This window comes from Dyadobacter sp. HNCC25DJ185 (assembly GCF_056895195.1).
Genome location: NZ_JBXHAR010000004.1, coordinates 50971 through 70931, shown reverse-complemented (window position 1 = coordinate 70931; position 19961 = coordinate 50971). Strand labels below are relative to the sequence as shown.

Here is a 19961-nt window from a genome sequence, read left to right as displayed (position 1 = left end):
GCATCTGATATTGATTATCAGGTGAAAACCCTGCGCAGTTTCACATTCTCGACCGGACGGATGATCAACGGTACTTTTTCGATCTTCACCGAGCTGCTGTCGAGTCCAAACCATTTGTCTTCGGGAGTAGTGAAATCTTTGACAAAAAAGTAAGTTTTCATGACCAGCTGCTCGATCAAAGGCAGGTCGTTTTCAAAAGACAGGAAGCGTTCCAGTACCACGAAACGAAAGTCTCCTGTAATATTTTGCTTGCTAAGCGATTCGTACCGGCTGGTGATATCCACTTCTTTGTTCAAAACCATGTCCTCCACTACTTTTCTGAAAAACATGTTGATCCGCTGATCAACCCGGAAGCCAAGCCGGAAATTGATCTTGATCACATTGTCGCCATTATCTTCGTCGGACAGGACCTTGTATTCCATGGTGTAGGGGTCATCTGTGATGTCCACATGGATAAACCAGTACACATCCGCGCGCTTGGGGCGTTTCTGGAAAATGGAGTAGATGACCTTTGTCTCTATTTCGTTAGCCCGCGAAGCGTTAGTCATGAACACCAGGTGCGTGGTATACTTGGGGATGCTGATATCACGGCTAAGTTCATGCAACGCGGGTAAATATCTTTCCAGCTTGGTGTATTCCGTGAGTTTCAATTTAATGTAAAATGCTTTGAGCCAAACAGCCATCAAGCCTGCAACAAGGGTGCCGATCAGAATAGTAAACCAACCTCCGTGGGTAAATTTCAATAGATTTGCACCCAGAAATAAGCCTTCAATGAACAGGTAAAGCAGCATGAAAACAATTACGATCCAGAGATTTACCCGTTTGATATAGAGGTAATACGAAAACAAAATCGTTGTCATGATCATCGTCAGCGTGATCGCCAGGCCATAGGCCGCTTCCATATTGGACGATTGCTTGAAGTAAAGCACAACCCCGCTGCATCCGAGCCATAAAAGCCAGTTAATACTTGGAACATACAATTGCCCTTTTTGATCACTGGGATAGATCAGCCTCACTTTTGGCCAGAAGTTGAGCCGGATCGCTTCTGAAATTAAGGTAAAGGAACCTGTAATCACTGCCTGGCTGGCAATGATTGCAGCCAGGGTTGCAATGACAACGCCGGGCAAGAGCCACCATTCGGGCATGATCTCGTAAAAAGGTTTGCGTGCGTTGAGCAGGTTGCCCATTTCCGTAATGAGCCATGCTCCCTGGCCAAAATAGTTAAGCAACAGGCATATTTTAACGAAAATCCAACTAATCCGGATGTTTTGGCGCCCACAGTGCCCCAGATCGGAATACAAGGCTTCCGCGCCAGTGGTACAGAGAAACACGGCACCCAATATCCAGAAACCGCCGGGATGCCTGGTAATCAGATCGTAACCGTATCTGGGATTGAGTGCCTTCAGAATTTCGGGATGTTCCATAATCTGGTACAAGCCAAGAACCCCCAGCATGACAAACCAGGTGACCATCAGCGGTCCAAAGGCCCTTCCAACCACCTTTGTCCCAAATGCCTGGATGACAAAAATGAACGTGAGAATGCCAATGACAATCGGAACGGTCTGAATATTGGGGTAAAGCAACCTCAATCCTTCTACAGCAGAGGAAACAGAAATAGGTGGCGTAATGACACAATCGGCCAGCAAAGTACTTCCGCCAATAATTGCAGGCACAGTGAGCCATTTGGCATGTTTCCTGACCAGTGCGTAAAGTGCGAAGATACCGCCCTCACCGCGGTTGTCCGCCCGCAATATCAGGATTACATATTTGATGGTAGTTTGAAGCGTGAGTGTCCAGAAAATGCACGATATCGCTCCGTAAATGATTTCCTCAGTGATTGTTTCGTTGAGGATAATGGCCTGCATTACATAGAGGGGTGAGGTGCCAATATCCCCGTAAATTATTCCAAAAGCAACCAGGACACCAGCGGCCGATAACTTATCAATTTTATGCTTCGATTCCATTCACCTTTTAAAAAACGGCGAAAGTTAGGAAACCGCTTGCAAAGAAATGACGGTCACAGGCAAATTTAATTTGGAAAACAGTGCCTTATCTGGTTAAGGTATTGAACAGAAGGTAGCCATTCAGGCTGATAATGGTGAGTGTTATAACCCAGCTGGCGACAGTCACCAGTTTTGAGTTGGCAAAACTGCCCATGATTTTACTGTTGGAAGTAAATAAAACGAGTGGCACCACCGCAAAACTGAGTTGCAAAGACAAGATAACCTGACTGAAAACCAATAATTCGGCAGTTCCTTTCTCACCGTACAGATAGGATACGATCAAAGCAGGAACGATGGCAATACCGCGGGTGATTAAACGCCGTACCCATGGTTTCAGGCGGATGTTCAGGAAACCTTCCATGACAATTTGCCCGGCAAGCGTGCCGGTGAGCGTTGAACTCTGGCCCGAAGCGAGCAATGCCAATGCAAAGAAAATCCCGGCGAAACTGACTCCGAGTATGGGATCGAGCAGGTGGTAGGCATCGGTAATATCGGCGACCTCAAAATGGCCGTTTGCATGAAATGCGGTGGCGGCAAGGATCAGTATGGATGCGTTAATGAAGAAAGCCAGCGCCAGCGAAAAGGTTGAGTCGATCGTTGCAAAGCGGATAGCGGATTTTTTCCCTTCGTAGTCTTTTCTGAATGCGCGGGTTTGCACAATACTGGAATGCAGGTACAAGTTATGGGGCATGACCGTCGCGCCGAGGATGCCGATTGCAATGTACAGCATGCCAGAGTTGGTGACGATTTCTGTTTTAGGAAGTAACCCTCCCAGGATCCCCGAAACGGAGGGTTGGGATACTACCATCTCGTAAAGAAAGCTGAGCAGGATAATACCCATCAGGCCAGCGACAATGCTTTCGATGATGCGAAACCCTTTTTGCTGAAAATAAAGTACAATCAACACATCAAAAGCGGTAAACAGTACGCCGATGGGAAGCGGCAAGCCGAACAGCAGATTAAGAGCGATTGCAGAGCCGATTACCTCTGCAAGGTCCGTAGCGGCAATGGCGATCTCAGAAAGTACCCAAAGGATAAGCGAAACCGGCCTGGAATAGTAGTCCCGGCAAGCTTGTGCCAGGTCGCGGCCGGAGGCGATGCCCAGCTTCAGCGAAAGGTGCTGAAGAAGCATTGCAAAAAGATTGGAAATCAGGATGACAGTAAGCAGTGCATAGCCAAACCGGGAACCTCCTTCAATATCGGTAGCCCAGTTGCCAGGATCGATGTATCCTACGGATACCATCAGCCCCGGACCTGCGAATGCCATCATTTTTTTCCAAAACCCTGCACCTTCGGGAATTTCTATGGAAGAGTGCACCTCCGATAAGGACGCCAGGCGATCCGCAGGATCAGGGGTTTGCTTTTCCAATGATCTATTGATATTTACGCCGTCTATCATTTTTAGTGTTGTTCGAAAAAACAGTTCAACCTGCTGAAAACAAAGATAAGGAAATTCTCAAATATATTTTAGGCTGGTCTAAATTTTATTATTACGATTTGTAAGTTGTACTTTTGTCACTGTTCAGATATCATGCCAACGCTGCTAATCAAAAATGCAGAACTCCTTCACAGAAGAAAATTATCTTAAAATCATCCATTCCCTTTCCGGCAGGGATGGGGTAGAAGTGAGCACCAATGCGCTGGCGGAGAGCACTGCTACCCGCGCAGCTTCTGTTACAGATATGTTACGTAAGCTGGCGGAAAAAGGATTGATCCACTACAAGAAATACCAGGGAGTGCGCCTTACCGAACTGGGCGAAAAAGTAGCTATCAAAGTGATCCGTAAGCACAGGCTATGGGAGGTGTTTTTGGTCGAAAAGCTTGGTTTCGGCTGGGACGAGGTACATGATATCGCAGAGGAGCTGGAACATGTGCCATCAGAAATATTGGTGGAAAAGCTCGACACATTCCTTGGTCATCCCAAATTTGATCCGCACGGCGACCCGATTCCCGATGCAAAAGGAAACCTGACAGAACCGGATTATTGGGTGCTCACAGACGTGCAGATCGGTGAAAAAGTGAGAATGATGGGCGTGCTGGACCATGCGCCTTCGTTCCTGCAACATCTCGACCGGTCGGGCATTACGCTGGGCGCGTTGATCGAGGTCAAGGAAATTAATGAGTACGACAAATCCGCTTCTGTACAAATAAATGGCGGCCAGACGTTGTTTATCAGTCTCGAGGTATCTAAAAACCTATTGGTACAGCGCAGATGAGATTTAACCAGCCATGAGATTTAAAATACTCGATCGTTACCTGATCAAAAATTTCCTCATTACCTACGTCTTCGTTGCCTTTGTGATCGTGCTCATCATTTGTATGATCGATTACACCGAGAAAGTGGATGACTTTCTGGATAAAAAAGCACCGATCAAGGAGATCCTTATTGATTATTATCTCAATCTGATTCCCTACTGGATCAATTATATCAGTCCGCTGATGGTTTTCATTGCGACTGTTTTTTTTACCTCACGCATTGCTGCCCGCACGGAGATCATCGCCATGCTGAGCAGCGGGATCAGTTTTGGAAGAATGTTGCTTCCTTATATGCTGGGTGCAGCTATCCTGGGCGCGGTCACTTTTATTCAGGTAGGTTGGGTTTTACCCAAGGCCAACAAAATCCGGAACAATTTCGAAAAGACTTATGTGAAGCAGGAATTTTATTTCAGCGGGCATAATGTGCATATTACCATTGCGCCGGATGTGTATGCTTACCTCGAGAGCTATAATACGGCTTCCAAAACAGGTAACAAGTTTACCATGGAAACGATTAAAGGCACCAAGCTTTTACAAAAGTTTTATGCGGATAAAATTATCTGGCAGCCCAAAAAAGGGAAATGGACCCTTCAAAATTACCAGATCAGGACATTGGACAGCCTTGGAGAAACGCTCAGTCACGGAAGCGAGATCGATACCACCATCAACCTTTCCCCCAAAGATTTTGAAAGCGACTATAACCTGTTCGAAACTTTCACGCTTCCCGAGCTCAATGCTTATATTGAGCTGTTAAGGAGCCGTGGCGCCGATGGGCTGGAAGTGTATCTGATTGAAAAATACATTCGTTTCACGCAGCCCTTCGCTATTCTGATTCTGACGGCTATCGGTGTCATTGTGTCTGCACGGAAGAGCAGGCGGGGGGTTGGCTGGCAAATTGCCCTGGGCTTTATGCTGGCTTTTATTTATATCCTGTTTTTCCTTTTATCAAAAGGGGTCGCGGAAGCGGGCACGATTAATACTTTATTTGCCGTTTGGCTACCCAATATCGTCTTTTCATTGATCGGCGTCGTGCTGTACAAAACATTGCCCAGATAACCATGTTTTCACCCACCGCATTACGTTCTTATCTGCACCTTCATTTTCTGGTTTTGATATGGGGTTTTACCGCGATAGTGGGTCTGCTCGTCACCATTTCCCCGGTGTCCCTGGTTTTATACCGTACCTTGTTTGCGGCCGTCGGATTGGGCGGCATCATTCTGATCAAACAAAAATCTTTTCAAACCGCATTTCCGGACCTGGTACGCATGTTAGCGGTGGGGTTTATTCTTTCTGCGCATTGGATGCTGTTTTTTGCTTCGGCCCGGGTTTCCACGGCGTCCGTCTGCCTGGCAGGGATGGCAACTACCTCTTTGTGGACCAGCCTGATTGAGCCGCTTGTTAATAAAAGAAAGGTACGTCCGCTGGAAGTTGGACTGGGTATCCTGGCATTTGCCGGCCTGTACGTCGTTTTCCGGTTTGAATTCAATCATGCGCTGGGGTTGATGCTGGCATTGGGGTCAGCGCTGCTGGCTGCCTGTTTCACAGTAGCCAACAGCAGGCTCGTCCAGCGGATCGACGCGTATGTCATTACTTTTTATGAGATGATCGGCGCGACATTCTTTTCGCTGGTTTTCCTGGCTATTTCCGAATGGAAGCGCTGGACAGGCGGCGAGCCATTTATCCCGTCGGGCAAAGATTGGATCTGGATATTGTTCCTGGCACTGATCTGCACCGTTTATGCAAGTACCATGGCTACCCAGCTGATGAAACAATTTTCAGCTTACCTGATCAACCTGACCATTAATCTTGAACCTGTTTACGGCATTGCACTGGCATTTTTCTTTTTTGGAGAAAAGGAGCGCATGACTCGGGAGTTCTATCTGGGTACGTTGCTGATCCTGCTGGCCGTGCTGTTATATCCGGTGCTGTTCAACATCGTCCTGAGCAGGAAGAATCCAAAAAGTGACGGATAGGGCGAAATAAGCCATATTGCAACAGGCCTTGGGCACAAAAAGCACATATTAACTTATTACTGCTATTTTTGTCGATTCAATCAACTGAGGACATATGAATCCAGCACGTTTACTTTTAGTAATACCCTGCTACAATGAAGAAGCCATATTGTATCTGACGTATTCTAAATTAAACATTTACTTTACTGATATCAAAAGACGAGGTCTGATTGCGGACAACAGCCGTATGTGCTTTGTGAATGATGGTAGTCGTGACCGTACCTGGCATATCATTGAAGAATTGTGCGCAAAGGATCCCAACGTGATTGGTGTAGGGTTATCCCGGAACTTTGGACATCAGAGCGCCATCATGGCGGGCCTGGAAAAACATGTTGATAACTTCGATTGTTTCATTACCATAGACGCCGATCTTCAGGACGATATCAACGCCATCACAGCCATGATTGAAAAGCACCGCGAAGGGGCAATGGTGGTATATGGGGTAAGGGGCGACAGGAGCTCCGATACCTGGTTCAAACGTTTTACCGCCGAGAAATTTTATGTCTTAATGCAAAAAATGGGCGTTCCGGTAGTCTTCAATCACGCTGATTTCAGGCTGATGGACCGCAGGGTTTTGCAGGAGCTCGGGAATTTTAAGGAGATCAACATGTTCCTGCGCGGCATCGTACCGCTCGTTGGTTTCAGGAACGACAAAGTCTATTACAACCGCCTAGAACGTGAGGCAGGGGAAACCAAATATCCGCTCACCAAAATGCTCCTTTTCGCATGGAACGGCATAACTTCGTTCTCGACGTTTCCGATGCGGCTGGTACTTTACTTTGGTGTTTTCAATTTTTTTATAGCCATGATCATCGTGGTTTATATCCTTTTTTCTTACCTGGTAGGTTTCACCGTTCCTGGCTGGACATCGACCATGCTTCCGATCACATTTTTCAGCGGGTCCAATATGATGGCGCTCGGCTTGATCGGCGAGTACATTGGGAAAATTTATGAGGAAGTAAAAGGACGTCCGCGGTACATTATTGAAAAAACAGTCAATGAATAGATTTTATAAAAAATACAGGGTCGTTGGTAACTGGATCAACATTGGCTTGATGCTCACGGTGCTTCTGCCGATGCTGGCGCTTTGCTACTTCAATCATCCTTCTCCGGCAGACGATTATTGCTACATAGATACCGTTTTCAAGTTTGGCTGGCTGGAAGCCATGAATTATTATTACTCGGGCTGGACCGGACGTTACTTCGGCATTTTCCTGAATCACAGCAATCCACTTCTTTTTCATTCTGTGACCGGCTTTAAGATACTTCCAGGTATTTTGCTGCTGGCCGTTGTGTTTTCGCTGTACAGTCTGTTCAGGCATCTGACGCCGACTTTGTCCCGGATGGCGCACATCGGTTTTGCGGGCATCGTCTTCTTTTTATATGTATTGAAAATGCCCAGTATGGCGGAAGCATTTTACTGGATGGCATCTTTTGTGACTTTTACCATACCGAGTGTCTTTACATTATTTTGGATTGTGCTCGTATTGCGCTGGTATCGACAGGATACCCCGCCTGCAAAAATACTGGTGGGGTCATTGTCCGGTTTTCTGGTTTTCGCCGTAATTGGCAGCGGAGAGGCTACCTTGCTTACAATCGTGCTCCTCATTGGCGCGTGGTGGGTTTACCGGCTGCTTTATTACAGAAAGGTGGATGGTTTTATGATCGCGATGTTGCTGGTTTCCCTCGTCTCCTGCTATTTCTATTTCAGCGCGGAGGGTAACAACGCCCGTATTGGAACCAATCCGCTGGGCGGAAATATTCCATTCTCTCTTGTTTCTTCTTTTAAAAAGCTGGCGCGACTAAGTTATGAATGGATTTTCACCACGCCTTTAATTTTCTTTTCCGTTGCTTGGCTGGTCGTGCTGTCCAGGTTATCCGACGGCGCTAGAAATTACTTTTCAATTCCGGTCTGGTATGCATTGTTGTTGTTTATTGGCATACTCGCTGCACAGCTATTTCCTAATTACTATGGCGTGGGCATCGAACCTTCACCCCGAATTGTCAACTGTGTATATTTTTTCTTCCTGATCGGCTGGTTTTATGTGATTGGAGTGATTTTCCATTATTTCAAAAAAAGAAAGATCGACTATTTCCACTTTACCATGGTGAGGTACGGTGCATTGTATGTCATCCTGGTTATTTCCATTGCGCTGTCATTTTTCCGGAGCCCCAATGTGCGATTGCTTTATACTGATCTGTTAAAAGGAAGGGCGGCCGCATTCGATAAGGAAATGTTTGATCGGTATGCCATGCTTCGAAATTCAAAAGAAGACGTCGTATACCTCCCGCCGATCCAGACAAAGCCCTTTTCTATTTTCGTGGATGATGACATCAAGACAGACCCCAAGCATTGGTGGAACAAATGTCTGGCGGGTTACTATGGCAAAAAGGCGATTATTATGAAACCGATAGAAAGTGAACAAAAACAGTAAGCTTTTTTCAGGCCTTCTCATGTTCGTGCCCATCCTGGTCTGGGTATTTGTTATTTTTTATTATTCCGTCAACCTGCCCTGGTACGACGATTTCGACCCATTTCCGGATTTTTTGCACAAATGGATTACGGACGCGCAATTATCAACTCGTCTGACACTGCTTTTTCAGCCTAATAATGAGCATCGGATGGTCATTGGGAAACTTGTAACGCTGGGGTATTTCTGGATCACCGGCCATTTAAATTTCACATTTCTGCATATCGCGGGAGGCTGTTTTACGGTTGGTACATTGATTTTGTTCTGGCTGTCATTTAAAAAGAGCGGGCTGAAATGGTGGTACTTTTTACCCGTTCCGTTCCTGTTATTTCAATTGCAATTTCACCTGTCGTTTCTTTGGGCGATATGCGGCCTGCAACATCCGCCAGTGGTCTTTTTTGCCACACTCTCTATGTTTTTCCTGGCCAGAAAGCGGTTTGTCTGGGCAGCCGTAGCGGGTATATGCGCCACTTATGCGATGAGTAGTGGCATCTTCGTCTGGCCGGCGGGTGCAGTGGTGTTGCTGGTGGGATCGCGCTACAAAGAATTGATGATCTGGCTTGTTGCTGCGGTTCTGGCGGTTGGGTTTTATTTTTACGGGCTATCGGCCCAGGGAAATGAGTCCAGTTTGGCCTTTCTTATTCAAAATCCGCATTTACCGGTATTGGGTTTTTTCGCTTTTTTGGGCGGTCTGTTTGACTTCTTTCCCGAAAAGACGATTGTGGTCCGCTCGGCATTGCCGGTGATCATGGGTTTTTTATGCATGATATGGATTTTGATCTGGCTTATTCGCCAAATAACTCCCTGGGTCCGGAACATTTTGAACTGGCCAAAGCAGCTGCCCCAATGGATTAGCCTGTATTCCGAAAGCTCCCCTGAAATCAGGACTTTTCAGACTTTTTTGCTGGGTATCCTTACGTTTTTACTGGTCGATGCGGTAATTATCGGACTTCTAAGAACGAGGTTCGGTTTTTTTGTCATGATTGTCAGCAACTACAAATTGTATCCGGCGCTGTTTTTAACCATTGCGTATCTGTCTTTTATAAGTTCCGCAAGTCGCGAGCATGTTCGCGAACTGGGTTTTAGGATATCTGCCGCAGCGGCCACGTTCATTTGGGGGATGTCTATGTACAGTTATCTGCCTCAAATCTCGGAGCGACAAAAATACTATACGCTCAACGGGTATAATCAGGAAGTAAACGGGTATGGTCTGGGTCATGTCCCTTATTCCAAGAGCGCAGCTTATGTTGATGTGTTGATGAAAGATATGGTCAGAAGGGGTATTTACAAGTATCCGTCCGAAGGGAATCGTTTGGGTCATGAAGCCGCTTTGATCGGTTCCAATATGGTTTCGCCGAAAAATATATGGGTGGAAAATCGTGATTCAACTTTGTATATCAATGACGAGACCAGCAGAATGTCCCTTTCCAGGACGAATATCCAGTATGTATTTGTAAGAAACCAGGAGCGTCTCTATCTGTTCAAAATGGAGCCCCATAAGTATTCAGGAAGGAATGTTTTCCGTCAATACGACAAGGGATCGGATGTGCTAATCCCATATTCATCCCTTTTGCCAGGCGCCTACGAGCTAGGGTTCGGACGAACCTCAGAAGAGGGTACTTCTGGCGGTGTCCTTCGAAAAATCATAATACCTTAAATAAATCAATGTTTCTATAATACACTTAAAGGTGTATTTTTACCGGCATTGGTTCCATCGAAAACCGTAGCATATTGAAAACCCCTCAGATATCCATCGTCGCACCACTTTACAATGAATCCGAATCTTTTCCCATCTTGGTTCAGCGCATCAATGCTTTGATGGACGCGAGCCCGCTTGAGATAGAGGTGGTATTGGTAGACGATGGGAGCAAGGATGACACGGCGCTCAGGATAAGGCAATTGGCCCTGACAGACGAGCGCTATCATGGCGTCTTTCTTTCCCGTAACCACGGTCATCAGCTGGCATTAACTGCCGGTATTTCGGCTGCGAGAGGCTCAGAGGCATTATTTGTGATCGATGGCGACCTGCAGGACCCGCCAGAGCTGTTACCTGAATTCTACAAGCTTTTTCAAGAAGGCAATGACGTCGTTTACGCCGTCCGCAAAAAGCGTAAAGAGGGGTTCCTAAAAAGGATGGGCTATCATTTTTTTTACAGGATCCTGCGCTCCATATCCTACGTGGAAATACCCCTGGACAGCGGAGATTTTGCATTAATCAGCCGCAGGGTAGCAGATGTCCTGAACAAAATGCCCGAAGAGAGCCGATACCTCAGGGGTATGCGATCGTGGATCGGTTTCAAACAAATTGGTTACGAATACGACCGGGACGCGAGGGCTGCGGGGGAATCAAAGTATTCTTTCAAGCAGTTATTCAGGCTGGCTTACAACGGCATCTTCAACTTCAGCGAGTTTCCGGTCAAATTTATGAGCAGGGTTGGAATTATGGCTATTCTGATTTCACTTGTCTACTTTTTGACAGTCGTGGTGAAGAAAATGTTTTTCGCGCATGTGATTGAGGGTTTTACTGCATTGCTTTTTGTGATCATTCTGTTCAGTGGTGTCCAGCTATTGGCATTGGGCATCATCGGGGAATATGTGCTGCGTATCTTTTTCCAATCCAAAAACCGCCCTTTATTCATTATCAAAGAGGAAATAGTCAACCGCGAGTACATTTGATCTGATGCTGTTTAACTCGATCCAATTCATTCTCTTCTTTATCGTTGTTACGCTGGCTTATTTTAGTCTGTCGTGGAAAGGTCGCTGGATACTGCTTTTGATAACCAGTTGCTATTTCTACATGGTTTTCAAGCCGATTTTTATCCTGATCCTTTTTGGTACTATCATCATAGACTACTACGCGGGGATCTGGATCGAAAAATCAGAAGATCAAAAGCAAAAAAAGCTGCTCCTTATCATCAGTCTGATATCAAACATTGGTATCCTGGCATTTTTCAAATACTACGATTTTTTACAGGATTCGGTCAATCACATCCTTGCCGGTATTCATCTTCGCCCGCTTGTTCCGCCTTTAACCCGGTTTATCCCCAGCCCGGTCGTAGACTGGATTACGACCGGCGAAGGAAAAGTTTTGCTGCCGATCGGATTGTCCTTTCATACTTTTCAGGCCATGAGCTACACCATCGAGGTGTACCGTGGCAATCAGAAAGCCGAAACACATTTCGGGATTTATGCATTGTATGTCATGTTTTACCCCCAACTCGTGGCAGGGCCCATCGAGCGTCCGCAAAACATGCTTTTTCAGTTTCATTCCTATTTCAAATATGATTTTGAGCAGGTCAAGCAGGGGTTGATGCAAATGGCCTTTGGTTTTTTTAAGAAGATGGTCATTGCGGACAGGCTTTCGATGATGGTCGATTATGCGTATGATCCTGCGGCCGATCACAATGGGCTTACTTTACTGGTAGCTACGGTATTTTATTCATTTCAAATCTACTGCGACTTCTCCGGGTATTCCGATATTGCCATTGGCGCAGCGCGGGTGATGGGTTTTACGTTAATGGACAATTTTCGGACTCCCTATGAGGCGAGATCTATTCCGGAGTTCTGGGGAAGATGGCATATTTCCCTGTCGACCTGGTTCCGGGACTATTTGTACATTCCACTGGGCGGTAACCGCAAAGGCGAATTCATGAAATACCGCAACCAGTTGATTGTCTTTATGGTGAGTGGGTTGTGGCACGGGACGAGCTGGAGTTTTGTAGTCTGGGGAGGGCTTCACGGATTGTTCCAGATTTTGGCGGCTTTAAAGGACAAGTGGTTGAAGAAGTTGAATATTACCGTACCTGATAACGCATTTATTAAGACAATCAACGTGCTGATTACCTTCACGTTGGTTACGCTCGCCTGGGTTTTTTTTCGAAATTCCATCAGCCGGTCGTTTGCCATTTTGAGAAACATTGCAAACCTGTCACTATCGGACCAGGTTCTTACCCCCTTCAATGCAGTCGAAATGTGGTTTTGCGTTTTTCTGATATTGTTCCTGTTGATTAAGGAGCATTTTTATGAGAAAATCCCGACGCGAAATACTGTATTGTTCTTCATTTTATTTCCAATCACCGCATTTCTGAGCTATTTCCTAGGTGTTACGACGGAAAATCAGTTTATCTATTTTCAATTTTAGGAGTAAAAGGAAGCACATTTCCTCTTCATTTTTGTTACACAGGAACAACTGATATTCGTAATCCAGATTAAAGTTTTTTATAAAAAATGTACGAAGTAACATCTGACAACCGGTTAAAAAGTCTAATTGTAGTAGGTGACCGGGTTTTGATCCGGCCCAAAAGCCCCAATGAACGTACCAACAGCGGTCTTTATCTCCCTCCGACCGTCACGGAAAGAGAGCAGGTACAAAGCGGCTATGTGATTAAAGTAGGGCCCGGCTACCCGATACCCGTCGCTGTGGAAGAAGAACCCTGGAAAGAAACTGAAGAAAAAGTCAAATATATGCCCCTGCAGTCCAAGGAAGGTGATCTTGCAATTTATCTTCAGCGTAATGCAATAGACCTGGAATATGACGGACAGAAATATGTCATTGTGCCACAGGCTTCTATTTTGATGCTCGAACGTTCTGAGGACCTTTTTGATTAACATACGAAAAAGTTTTGATCCTGCCTATTTCAAACTAAACCTTTAAAAAATGAAGTATAAATTTCTTGGTAATACAGGCGTGCTCGTTTCAGAATTGTGCTTTGGAACGATGACTTTCGGTGGTGAGGGCTATTGGGAAGTGATCGGGAAGTTACAGCAGGAAGAGGGCGAGTCACTGGTTAAGACCGCCCTTGATAGCGGTATTAATTTCTTTGATACAGCCAATGTCTACGCTTATGGTAAGTCGGAAACAATCCTCGGCCAGGCTTTTAAAAACCTGGGTATTAAAAGAAGCGAGGTGGTTATTGCAACCAAAGTAAGGGGAAGAATGGCACCCGGACCTAATCAAATCGGTTTGTCGAGGCTGCATATCATGGATTCGGTGGAAGAAAGCCTTACCAGGCTGCGTACTGACCATATCGATCTTTTTTACATCCATGGAGTGGACGTGGAGACCGCTTTTGAAGAAACCATGCGGGGATTGGAAGATATCGTCCGGTCCGGAAAAGTGCGTTACCTGGGCGTAAGCAACCATGCGGCCTGGCAGATCATGAAGGCCAACGGGATTGCCGAAAAGAATGGCTGGACCAAATTTGTGGCTTGCCAGCACTATTATACGATTGCGGGCAGAGAGCTGGAAAGGGAACTGATCCCGATGATGAAGGATCAGAATCTCGCATTAATGCCTTGGAGCCCGCTGGCGGGGGGATTTCTTTCAGGGAAATTTACACGCAACAATCAGACAAGCGGTGATAACCGCCGGGACAATTTTGATTTCCCTCCCATAGATAAAGAAAAGGCGTACGATATTATCGATGTGATCCAGCCGATCGCAGAAGCACATGGGGTTTCGGTGGCGCAGATCGCATTGTCGTGGTTATTACATCAAAAAGCGGTGACGAGTGTCATTATCGGAGCCAAAAAACCGGAACAACTGACGGATAACATTGCTGCGACTTCGGTGGTACTTACGGACGCGGATCTCGCGAAGCTGGACGAAATCAGCGCGTTGAAAGCAGAATACCCGCAATGGATGTTTGAACGCCAGGGCAGAGACCGTATCCCAGGCTGACCCGCATCACCATGAAAAACTATTTCTTACTGGCCGCATTCATTTTCTCGGCCAGGCTTTGTTTTGCCCAGCAGCGAAATGTTTCCATCACCATTGATGATGTACCCAATGTGCATCTTTTTGAAGCCGATGGCTATTCTTCGAGATTGCTTCAGAGACTAGACCCCCTGAAATTGCCAGTCGCTATCTTTATCAATGAGCGCAACTTGCAATTGACTAAGCGCTTTGATAAAAATAAGGAGCTGCTAAGAACCTGGCTTTTAAAAGATTTTATAACAGCAGGTAACCATAGCTATTCGCATCCGAATTACGGGGAGATCGGTTTCGATGCCTTTAAAGAGGAAGTTATTAAAGGAGAGGAGGTTACCCGGGAGATTTTGAGTAAATCGGGCAAGAAGCTCGAATACTTCCGGTTTCCTTTCAATGGTACGGGAAAGGATAGCGTCGATCAGGCCAGGATGAAAAAATTCCTTGCCAGCAGAGGCTATATCAGTACTCCTTTTACGGTCGAAAGCGAAGACTGGCTGTTTACGCAGTTATATGAAAAGGAGCTGAGTGAGGGAAATCACAAGAAAGCATCCGTTATCGGTGACCAATATGTGCAGCTGACCCTGGCCCGGTTTGACTATTTTGACAGCCTGTCGATAGCCAGCTACGGGAAGCCTGTCAGCCAGATTTATTTATGTCATGACAACCGGCTGAATACAGATTACCTGCCTGTTCTGATCCGCAAACTCAAAGAGAAAGACTACAGATTTGTAAGCCTGCAGGATGCAATGCGCGATCCGCTTTATCTGTCAAAAGAATACTATGATGGTAATGGAGGCTTTTCCTGGGTTTACAGATGGATGAAAGATGTGAATAAAAGGCGTGCTGCGATGATAGGGGAGCCGGAGAACGCAGAAATTCACAAAGCTTACGAGGAAATGCGGAAGAAAAAGTAAAGACGCAAAAAAAGCATGCATTCAGATGCATGCTTTCGAAATGTCTTCTTATGACTAAAATTAGATAACGCGAACGTTAACCGCATTCAGACCTTTTCTTCCATTTTCTACGTCGTAAGTCACTTTGTCATTTTCACGAATATCGTCCTGAAGACCTGAAACGTGAACAAAAATGTCTTTTTCACCACTTGCTGGTTGGATGAATCCAAATCCTTTGGAATCATTGAAAAACTTTACTGTACCTTCTGCCATTATAATTGATCTTATATTTTTAAAAATCAAATGTATGTAGAAAAAATATATAAACAAGATTAAAATTGTTTCAATTAGAACTCTTCTCAATAATTTAACAGAAATACGGGTATGCCCATTATCGCATCAGAAGCCTTGATTTCCCCTAAATGGTTGCCAAATGGACATTTTCAAAGCATTTATCCGGCACTTTTTCGGAAGGTTCGTGGAATAAAATATTACCGTGAAAAAGTTGCAACTCCCGATGACGATTTACTCGACCTGGACTGGTCTTATACAAATCAAATCCTTAAAAAAGGACTTGTGATCCTTTCGCACGGCCTGGAGGGCGACAGCACCAGGCCATATATTTTAGGGATGGTCAAAACCCTGAACGCCTCGGGATTTGACTGTCTTGCCTGGAATTTTCGGGGCTGCGGGGGCGAAATGAATAAGACGGCCCGCTTCTATCACAGTGGCGCGACCGAGGATCTGGATGTAGTAGTTCACCACGCCATAAGCAGGGGTTACGGAAGAATTCAGCTGGTCGGATTCAGTCTGGGCGGAAACCTCACTCTCAAATACCTTGGGGAACCTGGCAGGATTTTGGACCCGAGAATCAATAAGGCACTCGTTTTTAGTGTCCCAATGGATCTTAAGGCCTGCAGTCTTGCGATCACCGAGCCCCGGAACAGGCTATACATGCACCGGTTTTTAAATTCCCTGAACCCAAAAGTAGAATCGAAGGCGTTGCTGTTTCCCGATGTCATTAAAGTAAAGAGCAGAGAAATCGTGCGGACACTGTACGACTTTGACCATCATTATACGGCACCTATTCACGGGTTTCTAAGCGCAGATCATTATTATGAGCAATGCAGCTCCATGCATTTTGTTGATGGGATAAAAATCCCGACGATGATCATCCATGCGAAGAACGACCCGATTGTTCCTTACGAAAGTTTGCCCTTATCGGTCATAGCTAAACATCAATCGGTGCAGTTGTTGGCCACCAGCGATGGCGGGCATTGCGGTTTCCGCCCTGCTGTATTGAGGGACGGAATCTATTGGTCGGAATACAAGGCAATGGAGTTTTTAGACAATGATAACGGTCAATGATTGACAATTTCGTGATAAAACATGTCCATTCCCAAGATGTTTCACAATTCCTGCGGGCAATAAAATCAATCGAAAGATTATTTTGTTAGCATCATATCGGAAACAGATTTGTAATTTTGCACCCAAAACCTGGACCCAAAGACATTCAATCACGTTAACTCGATTATTGTTCAGTTATATCCCGCTTCATGTCCACATTAACACTCAATCCGGCACCATACATTATTATTGATTTTGACAGCACTTTCACCAAAGTAGAAGGGCTGGACGAACTGGCCGCCATCGCGCTGAAAGGTCACCCGGAACGCGACCTCATTGTTCAGAAAATTTCGGACCTGACCAATAAAGGTATGAATGGCGAAATGTCTTTCGCTGAGGGGCTTCGGCAGAGAATTTCACTTTTGAAAGCAAATCGGTCCCATATTAACAGCCTGATTTCTTTTTTGAGGACCAAAGTCTCGGATTCGTTCCTGAGGAATAGTCAGTTCCTGAGTGAAAATGCAGACCAGATCTATATTGTATCAAGTGGCTTTAAGGAGTTTATCGTACCCGTTGCGACGGAACTTGGTATCTTGCCTGAGCACGTGTATGCCAACGAGTTTGTATTCGACGAAGAAGACAACATCATCGGAATTGACGAAGAAAATGTGCTTTCAATGGACGGGGGTAAAATAAAAATACTTTCGGCATTGAACCTGTCCGGTGATGTATTTGCGATAGGGGACGGTTACACGGATTACGAGCTAAAAGCTTCCGGGCTGGCGAGCCGTTTTTATGCCTTCACCGAAAACATCGAACGTCCGAGGGTAACTGCTGTAGCAGACCATATTGCGACTTCTTTTGATGATTTTTTATACGATAATAAATGGAGCAGAAGTCAGTCCTATCCTAAAAGCCGCATCAAGGTATTGCTGCTTGAAAACGTGCATCCGGCTGCTTTAAAGGCATTTGAGCAGGAAGGCTTTAATGTAGAGTTTGTGAAAGGTGCATTGGATGAGGACGAGCTTTGTGAAAGGATCAAAGACGTATCCATTATCGGCATACGTTCCAAAACCACGATTACCAAACGCGTACTTGAACATGCGAACCGTTTGATGGCTATAGGCGCTTTCTGCATTGGTACCAATCAGATTGACCTCGACGAAGCCGCCAAGCGCGGGATTGCCGTTTTCAATGCCCCATATAGCAATACCCGTTCTGTGGTAGAGCTCGCTGTGGGCGAAATGATATTATTGATACGCAACATCGTGGGCAAAAGCAATTCGCTACACCAGGGGGTTTGGGACAAATCGGCGAACGGAAGTTTCGAGATTCGCGGTAAAAAACTCGGTATGGTAGGTTACGGAAGCATTGGAACGCAGCTTTCGGTAGTGGCCGAGGCCCTGGGGATGGAGGTCTATTTTTATGATGAGGTAGAAAAGCTGTCCATTGGTAATGCAAGAAAAGTAAACTCGCTGGAAGAGTTGCTCGGCATTTCGGATGTTGTCAGCATGCATGTCGATGGTCGTAAGGAAAATACCAACCTGATCGGCAAACGCGAATTTGACTTGATGAAGGATGGCGTGATTTTCATGAATTTATCCCGTGGCCATGTCGTGGATATCCATGCATTGGCTGAGGCGGTAAAAAGCGGGAAAGTGGCAGGAGCTGGCGTGGACGTTTTTCCAAAAGAGCCGAAGACCAACGACGAGCTTTTTGAGAGTGAGTTACGTGGCCTGCCCAACGTGATCCTGACCCCGCATATCGGCGGCAGCACAGAGGAGGCCCAGGAAAATATCGGGCATTTTGTTCCCTCTAAGCTCCTGGAATTCATGAACAACGGCAGCTCCTATGGCAGCGTGAATTTTCCGGAGGTACAATTGCCCAAGCTGAAAGATTCGCACCGTTTGCTTCATATTCATGCCAATGTACCTGGGGTGCTCGCGAAGCTGAACCATATCTTTGGAAAGAATAACATCAATATCACGGGCCAGTATCTTAAAACTAACGAGCACATAGGTTATGTGATCGTGGATATCGCAAAGGGCTATAACGAAGAGTTTATCCAGGAAGTAAAAGAGATCGAAGGTACTATCAGGTTCAGAATGCTTTATTAAGATAGACAAATCAAATGTCATTAACATATTTCACACCCGGCCCTGCCCAGCTTTATCCTACCTTTGAAAAGCACTTGCAGGCTTTTGTGAGTGGGCAGCTGGGTTCGATATCACACCGCAGCCAGCAATACAGGGATTTACATAAATTCACGGTCGATCAGCTTCGGATTTTATTGAACGTACCCGATACGCACGCCATCTTGTTCCTTGGCTCCGCTTCGGAAATATGGGAGCGGATCTTGTTCAGTTGTGTGGAACTGGAAAGTTTTCATTTGGTAAACGGGTCTTTCTCCAAGAAGTTCTATGACTACTCCAATGCGTTGAATAAGTATGCCCACAAGCTGGAAAAGCCTATGGGGCAAGGATTTACGGCTGCTGAGATCGAAGTGCCGCCGTATGCCGAACTGATCTGTACCACACACAATGAAACCAGTTCGGGCGTGCAAATGCCTGTTGCTGAAATTCATAAGCTTAAGCAGAAACATCCGAGCAAGTTTATTGCGGTGGATATGGTTTCTTCCGCGCCATATCCGGAGCTGGATTATAACCTGGTCGACACCGCATTCTTTTCTGTGCAAAAAGCCTTTGGATTGCCCGCTGGGCTCGGTGTCTGGATTGTGAGTGAGCGTTGCCTGGAGAAAGCGGAGTACATCAAGACCCAGTATTCGATTGGGGCTCACAATGATTTACCCACACTTTGGAAAAACAGCTTGAATCATGAAACGCCTGCGACTCCAAATGTGATGAGTATTTATTTATTGGGTAAAATCGCCGAGGATTTCAACAGGATTGGTGTGAAAACGATCAGAAAGGAAACCGAGCAAAAGGCCTCGCTATTGTATAAGTTTATTGACAAGGCCAGTGGTTATGCTGCCTTTGTAAAAGAAAAAACATTTCGTTCCCAGACCGTCATTGTAACAGATACGATATCGCTTTCGGCTGATATTATTAAAAGCATTAAATCGAAAGGAATGGTAGTGGGCAGCGGGTATGGGCAGTTTAAGGCATCGCAGCTTAGGATTGCAAACTTTCCGGCCACCTCCATAGAGCAGGTGGAAAGTCTGGTCTATGAGTTAGGGAAACTGTAAATATGAAAGAAAAGACAACCTAGAAGGATGGTTGAGCGTTTAAACGTTCAACCATCTTTTTTTT

General features: G+C 45.7%; 17 protein-coding genes. 14 read left to right on the top strand and 3 right to left on the bottom strand.

The window, feature by feature from the left end; all coding sequences use genetic code 11:
• Positions 1-17 precede the first annotated feature (17 nt).
• A complete protein-coding gene (locus AC1XUF_RS12190) occupies positions 18-1964 on the bottom strand; it encodes a KUP/HAK/KT family potassium transporter (RefSeq protein ID WP_483342077.1) in 1947 nt (648 codons plus the stop codon).
• Between the two features lie 85 nt (positions 1965-2049).
• Positions 2050-3402 carry an Nramp family divalent metal transporter gene (locus AC1XUF_RS12185; protein WP_483342076.1) on the bottom strand — a complete coding sequence of 451 codons (1353 nt, stop codon included), beginning with the start codon at positions 3400-3402 and terminating at the stop codon, positions 2050-2052.
• Between the two features lie 154 nt (positions 3403-3556).
• Here AC1XUF_RS12185 and AC1XUF_RS12180 point away from each other — a divergent pair, with 154 nt between their 5' ends.
• From AC1XUF_RS12180 to AC1XUF_RS12130, 11 genes are all read left to right on the top strand, one after another.
• Complete coding sequence (locus AC1XUF_RS12180; RefSeq protein ID WP_483342075.1) at positions 3557-4219, top strand: metal-dependent transcriptional regulator; 663 nt, start codon at positions 3557-3559, stop codon at positions 4217-4219.
• A gap of 13 nt (positions 4220-4232) precedes the next feature.
• Positions 4233-5315: an LptF/LptG family permease gene (locus AC1XUF_RS12175; RefSeq protein WP_483342074.1), complete on the top strand. Its 1083-nt coding sequence runs from the start codon at positions 4233-4235 to the stop codon at positions 5313-5315.
• A 2-nt stretch (positions 5316-5317) separates the two neighbouring features.
• The gene (locus AC1XUF_RS12170) at positions 5318-6232 is read left to right on the top strand and encodes a DMT family transporter (RefSeq protein ID WP_483342073.1); all 915 of its coding nucleotides are present in this window, start codon (positions 5318-5320) and stop codon (positions 6230-6232) included.
• Between the two features lie 94 nt (positions 6233-6326).
• Positions 6327-7277 carry a glycosyltransferase family 2 protein gene (locus AC1XUF_RS12165; RefSeq protein WP_483342072.1) on the top strand — a complete coding sequence of 317 codons (951 nt, stop codon included), beginning with the start codon at positions 6327-6329 and terminating at the stop codon, positions 7275-7277.
• Complete coding sequence (locus AC1XUF_RS12160) at positions 7270-8706, top strand: DUF6056 family protein (protein ID WP_483342071.1); 1437 nt, start codon at positions 7270-7272, stop codon at positions 8704-8706. The genes AC1XUF_RS12165 and AC1XUF_RS12160 overlap by 8 nt, the downstream gene beginning before the upstream one ends.
• A complete protein-coding gene (locus AC1XUF_RS12155; protein WP_483342070.1) occupies positions 8690-10399 on the top strand; it encodes a hypothetical protein in 1710 nt (569 codons plus the stop codon). The genes AC1XUF_RS12160 and AC1XUF_RS12155 overlap by 17 nt, the downstream gene beginning before the upstream one ends.
• Before the next feature lie 74 nt (positions 10400-10473).
• Complete coding sequence (locus AC1XUF_RS12150) at positions 10474-11418, top strand: glycosyltransferase family 2 protein (protein WP_483342069.1); 945 nt, start codon at positions 10474-10476, stop codon at positions 11416-11418.
• A 4-nt stretch (positions 11419-11422) separates the two neighbouring features.
• Positions 11423-12883, top strand: coding sequence for an MBOAT family O-acyltransferase (locus AC1XUF_RS12145; protein WP_483342068.1), 1461 nt, complete (start codon positions 11423-11425; stop codon positions 12881-12883).
• Positions 12884-12969: 86 nt separating this feature from the next.
• Positions 12970-13350: a co-chaperone GroES gene (locus tag AC1XUF_RS12140; RefSeq protein ID WP_483342067.1), complete on the top strand. Its 381-nt coding sequence runs from the start codon at positions 12970-12972 to the stop codon at positions 13348-13350.
• Between the two features lie 49 nt (positions 13351-13399).
• A complete protein-coding gene (locus tag AC1XUF_RS12135; RefSeq protein ID WP_483342066.1) occupies positions 13400-14422 on the top strand; it encodes an aldo/keto reductase in 1023 nt (340 codons plus the stop codon).
• Between the two features lie 11 nt (positions 14423-14433).
• A complete protein-coding gene (locus AC1XUF_RS12130) occupies positions 14434-15366 on the top strand; it encodes a polysaccharide deacetylase family protein (protein WP_483342065.1) in 933 nt (310 codons plus the stop codon).
• 60 nt (positions 15367-15426) lie between these two features.
• Here AC1XUF_RS12130 and AC1XUF_RS12125 read toward each other — a convergent pair whose 3' ends face one another.
• Positions 15427-15618: a cold-shock protein gene (locus tag AC1XUF_RS12125; protein ID WP_167267416.1), complete on the bottom strand. Its 192-nt coding sequence runs from the start codon at positions 15616-15618 to the stop codon at positions 15427-15429.
• A gap of 111 nt (positions 15619-15729) precedes the next feature.
• Between AC1XUF_RS12125 and AC1XUF_RS12120 the strand changes: the two genes are divergently transcribed.
• The 3 genes from AC1XUF_RS12120 (at position 15730) to AC1XUF_RS12110 (ending at position 19897) form a co-directional block, all read left to right on the top strand.
• Positions 15730-16713, top strand: coding sequence for a YheT family hydrolase (locus AC1XUF_RS12120; protein ID WP_483342064.1), 984 nt, complete (start codon positions 15730-15732; stop codon positions 16711-16713).
• Between the two features lie 188 nt (positions 16714-16901).
• Positions 16902-18809, top strand: coding sequence for a phosphoglycerate dehydrogenase (gene serA / locus AC1XUF_RS12115; protein WP_483342063.1), 1908 nt, complete (start codon positions 16902-16904; stop codon positions 18807-18809).
• A gap of 14 nt (positions 18810-18823) precedes the next feature.
• Complete coding sequence (locus tag AC1XUF_RS12110; protein ID WP_483342062.1) at positions 18824-19897, top strand: aminotransferase class V-fold PLP-dependent enzyme; 1074 nt, start codon at positions 18824-18826, stop codon at positions 19895-19897.
• Positions 19898-19961 lie beyond the last annotated feature (64 nt).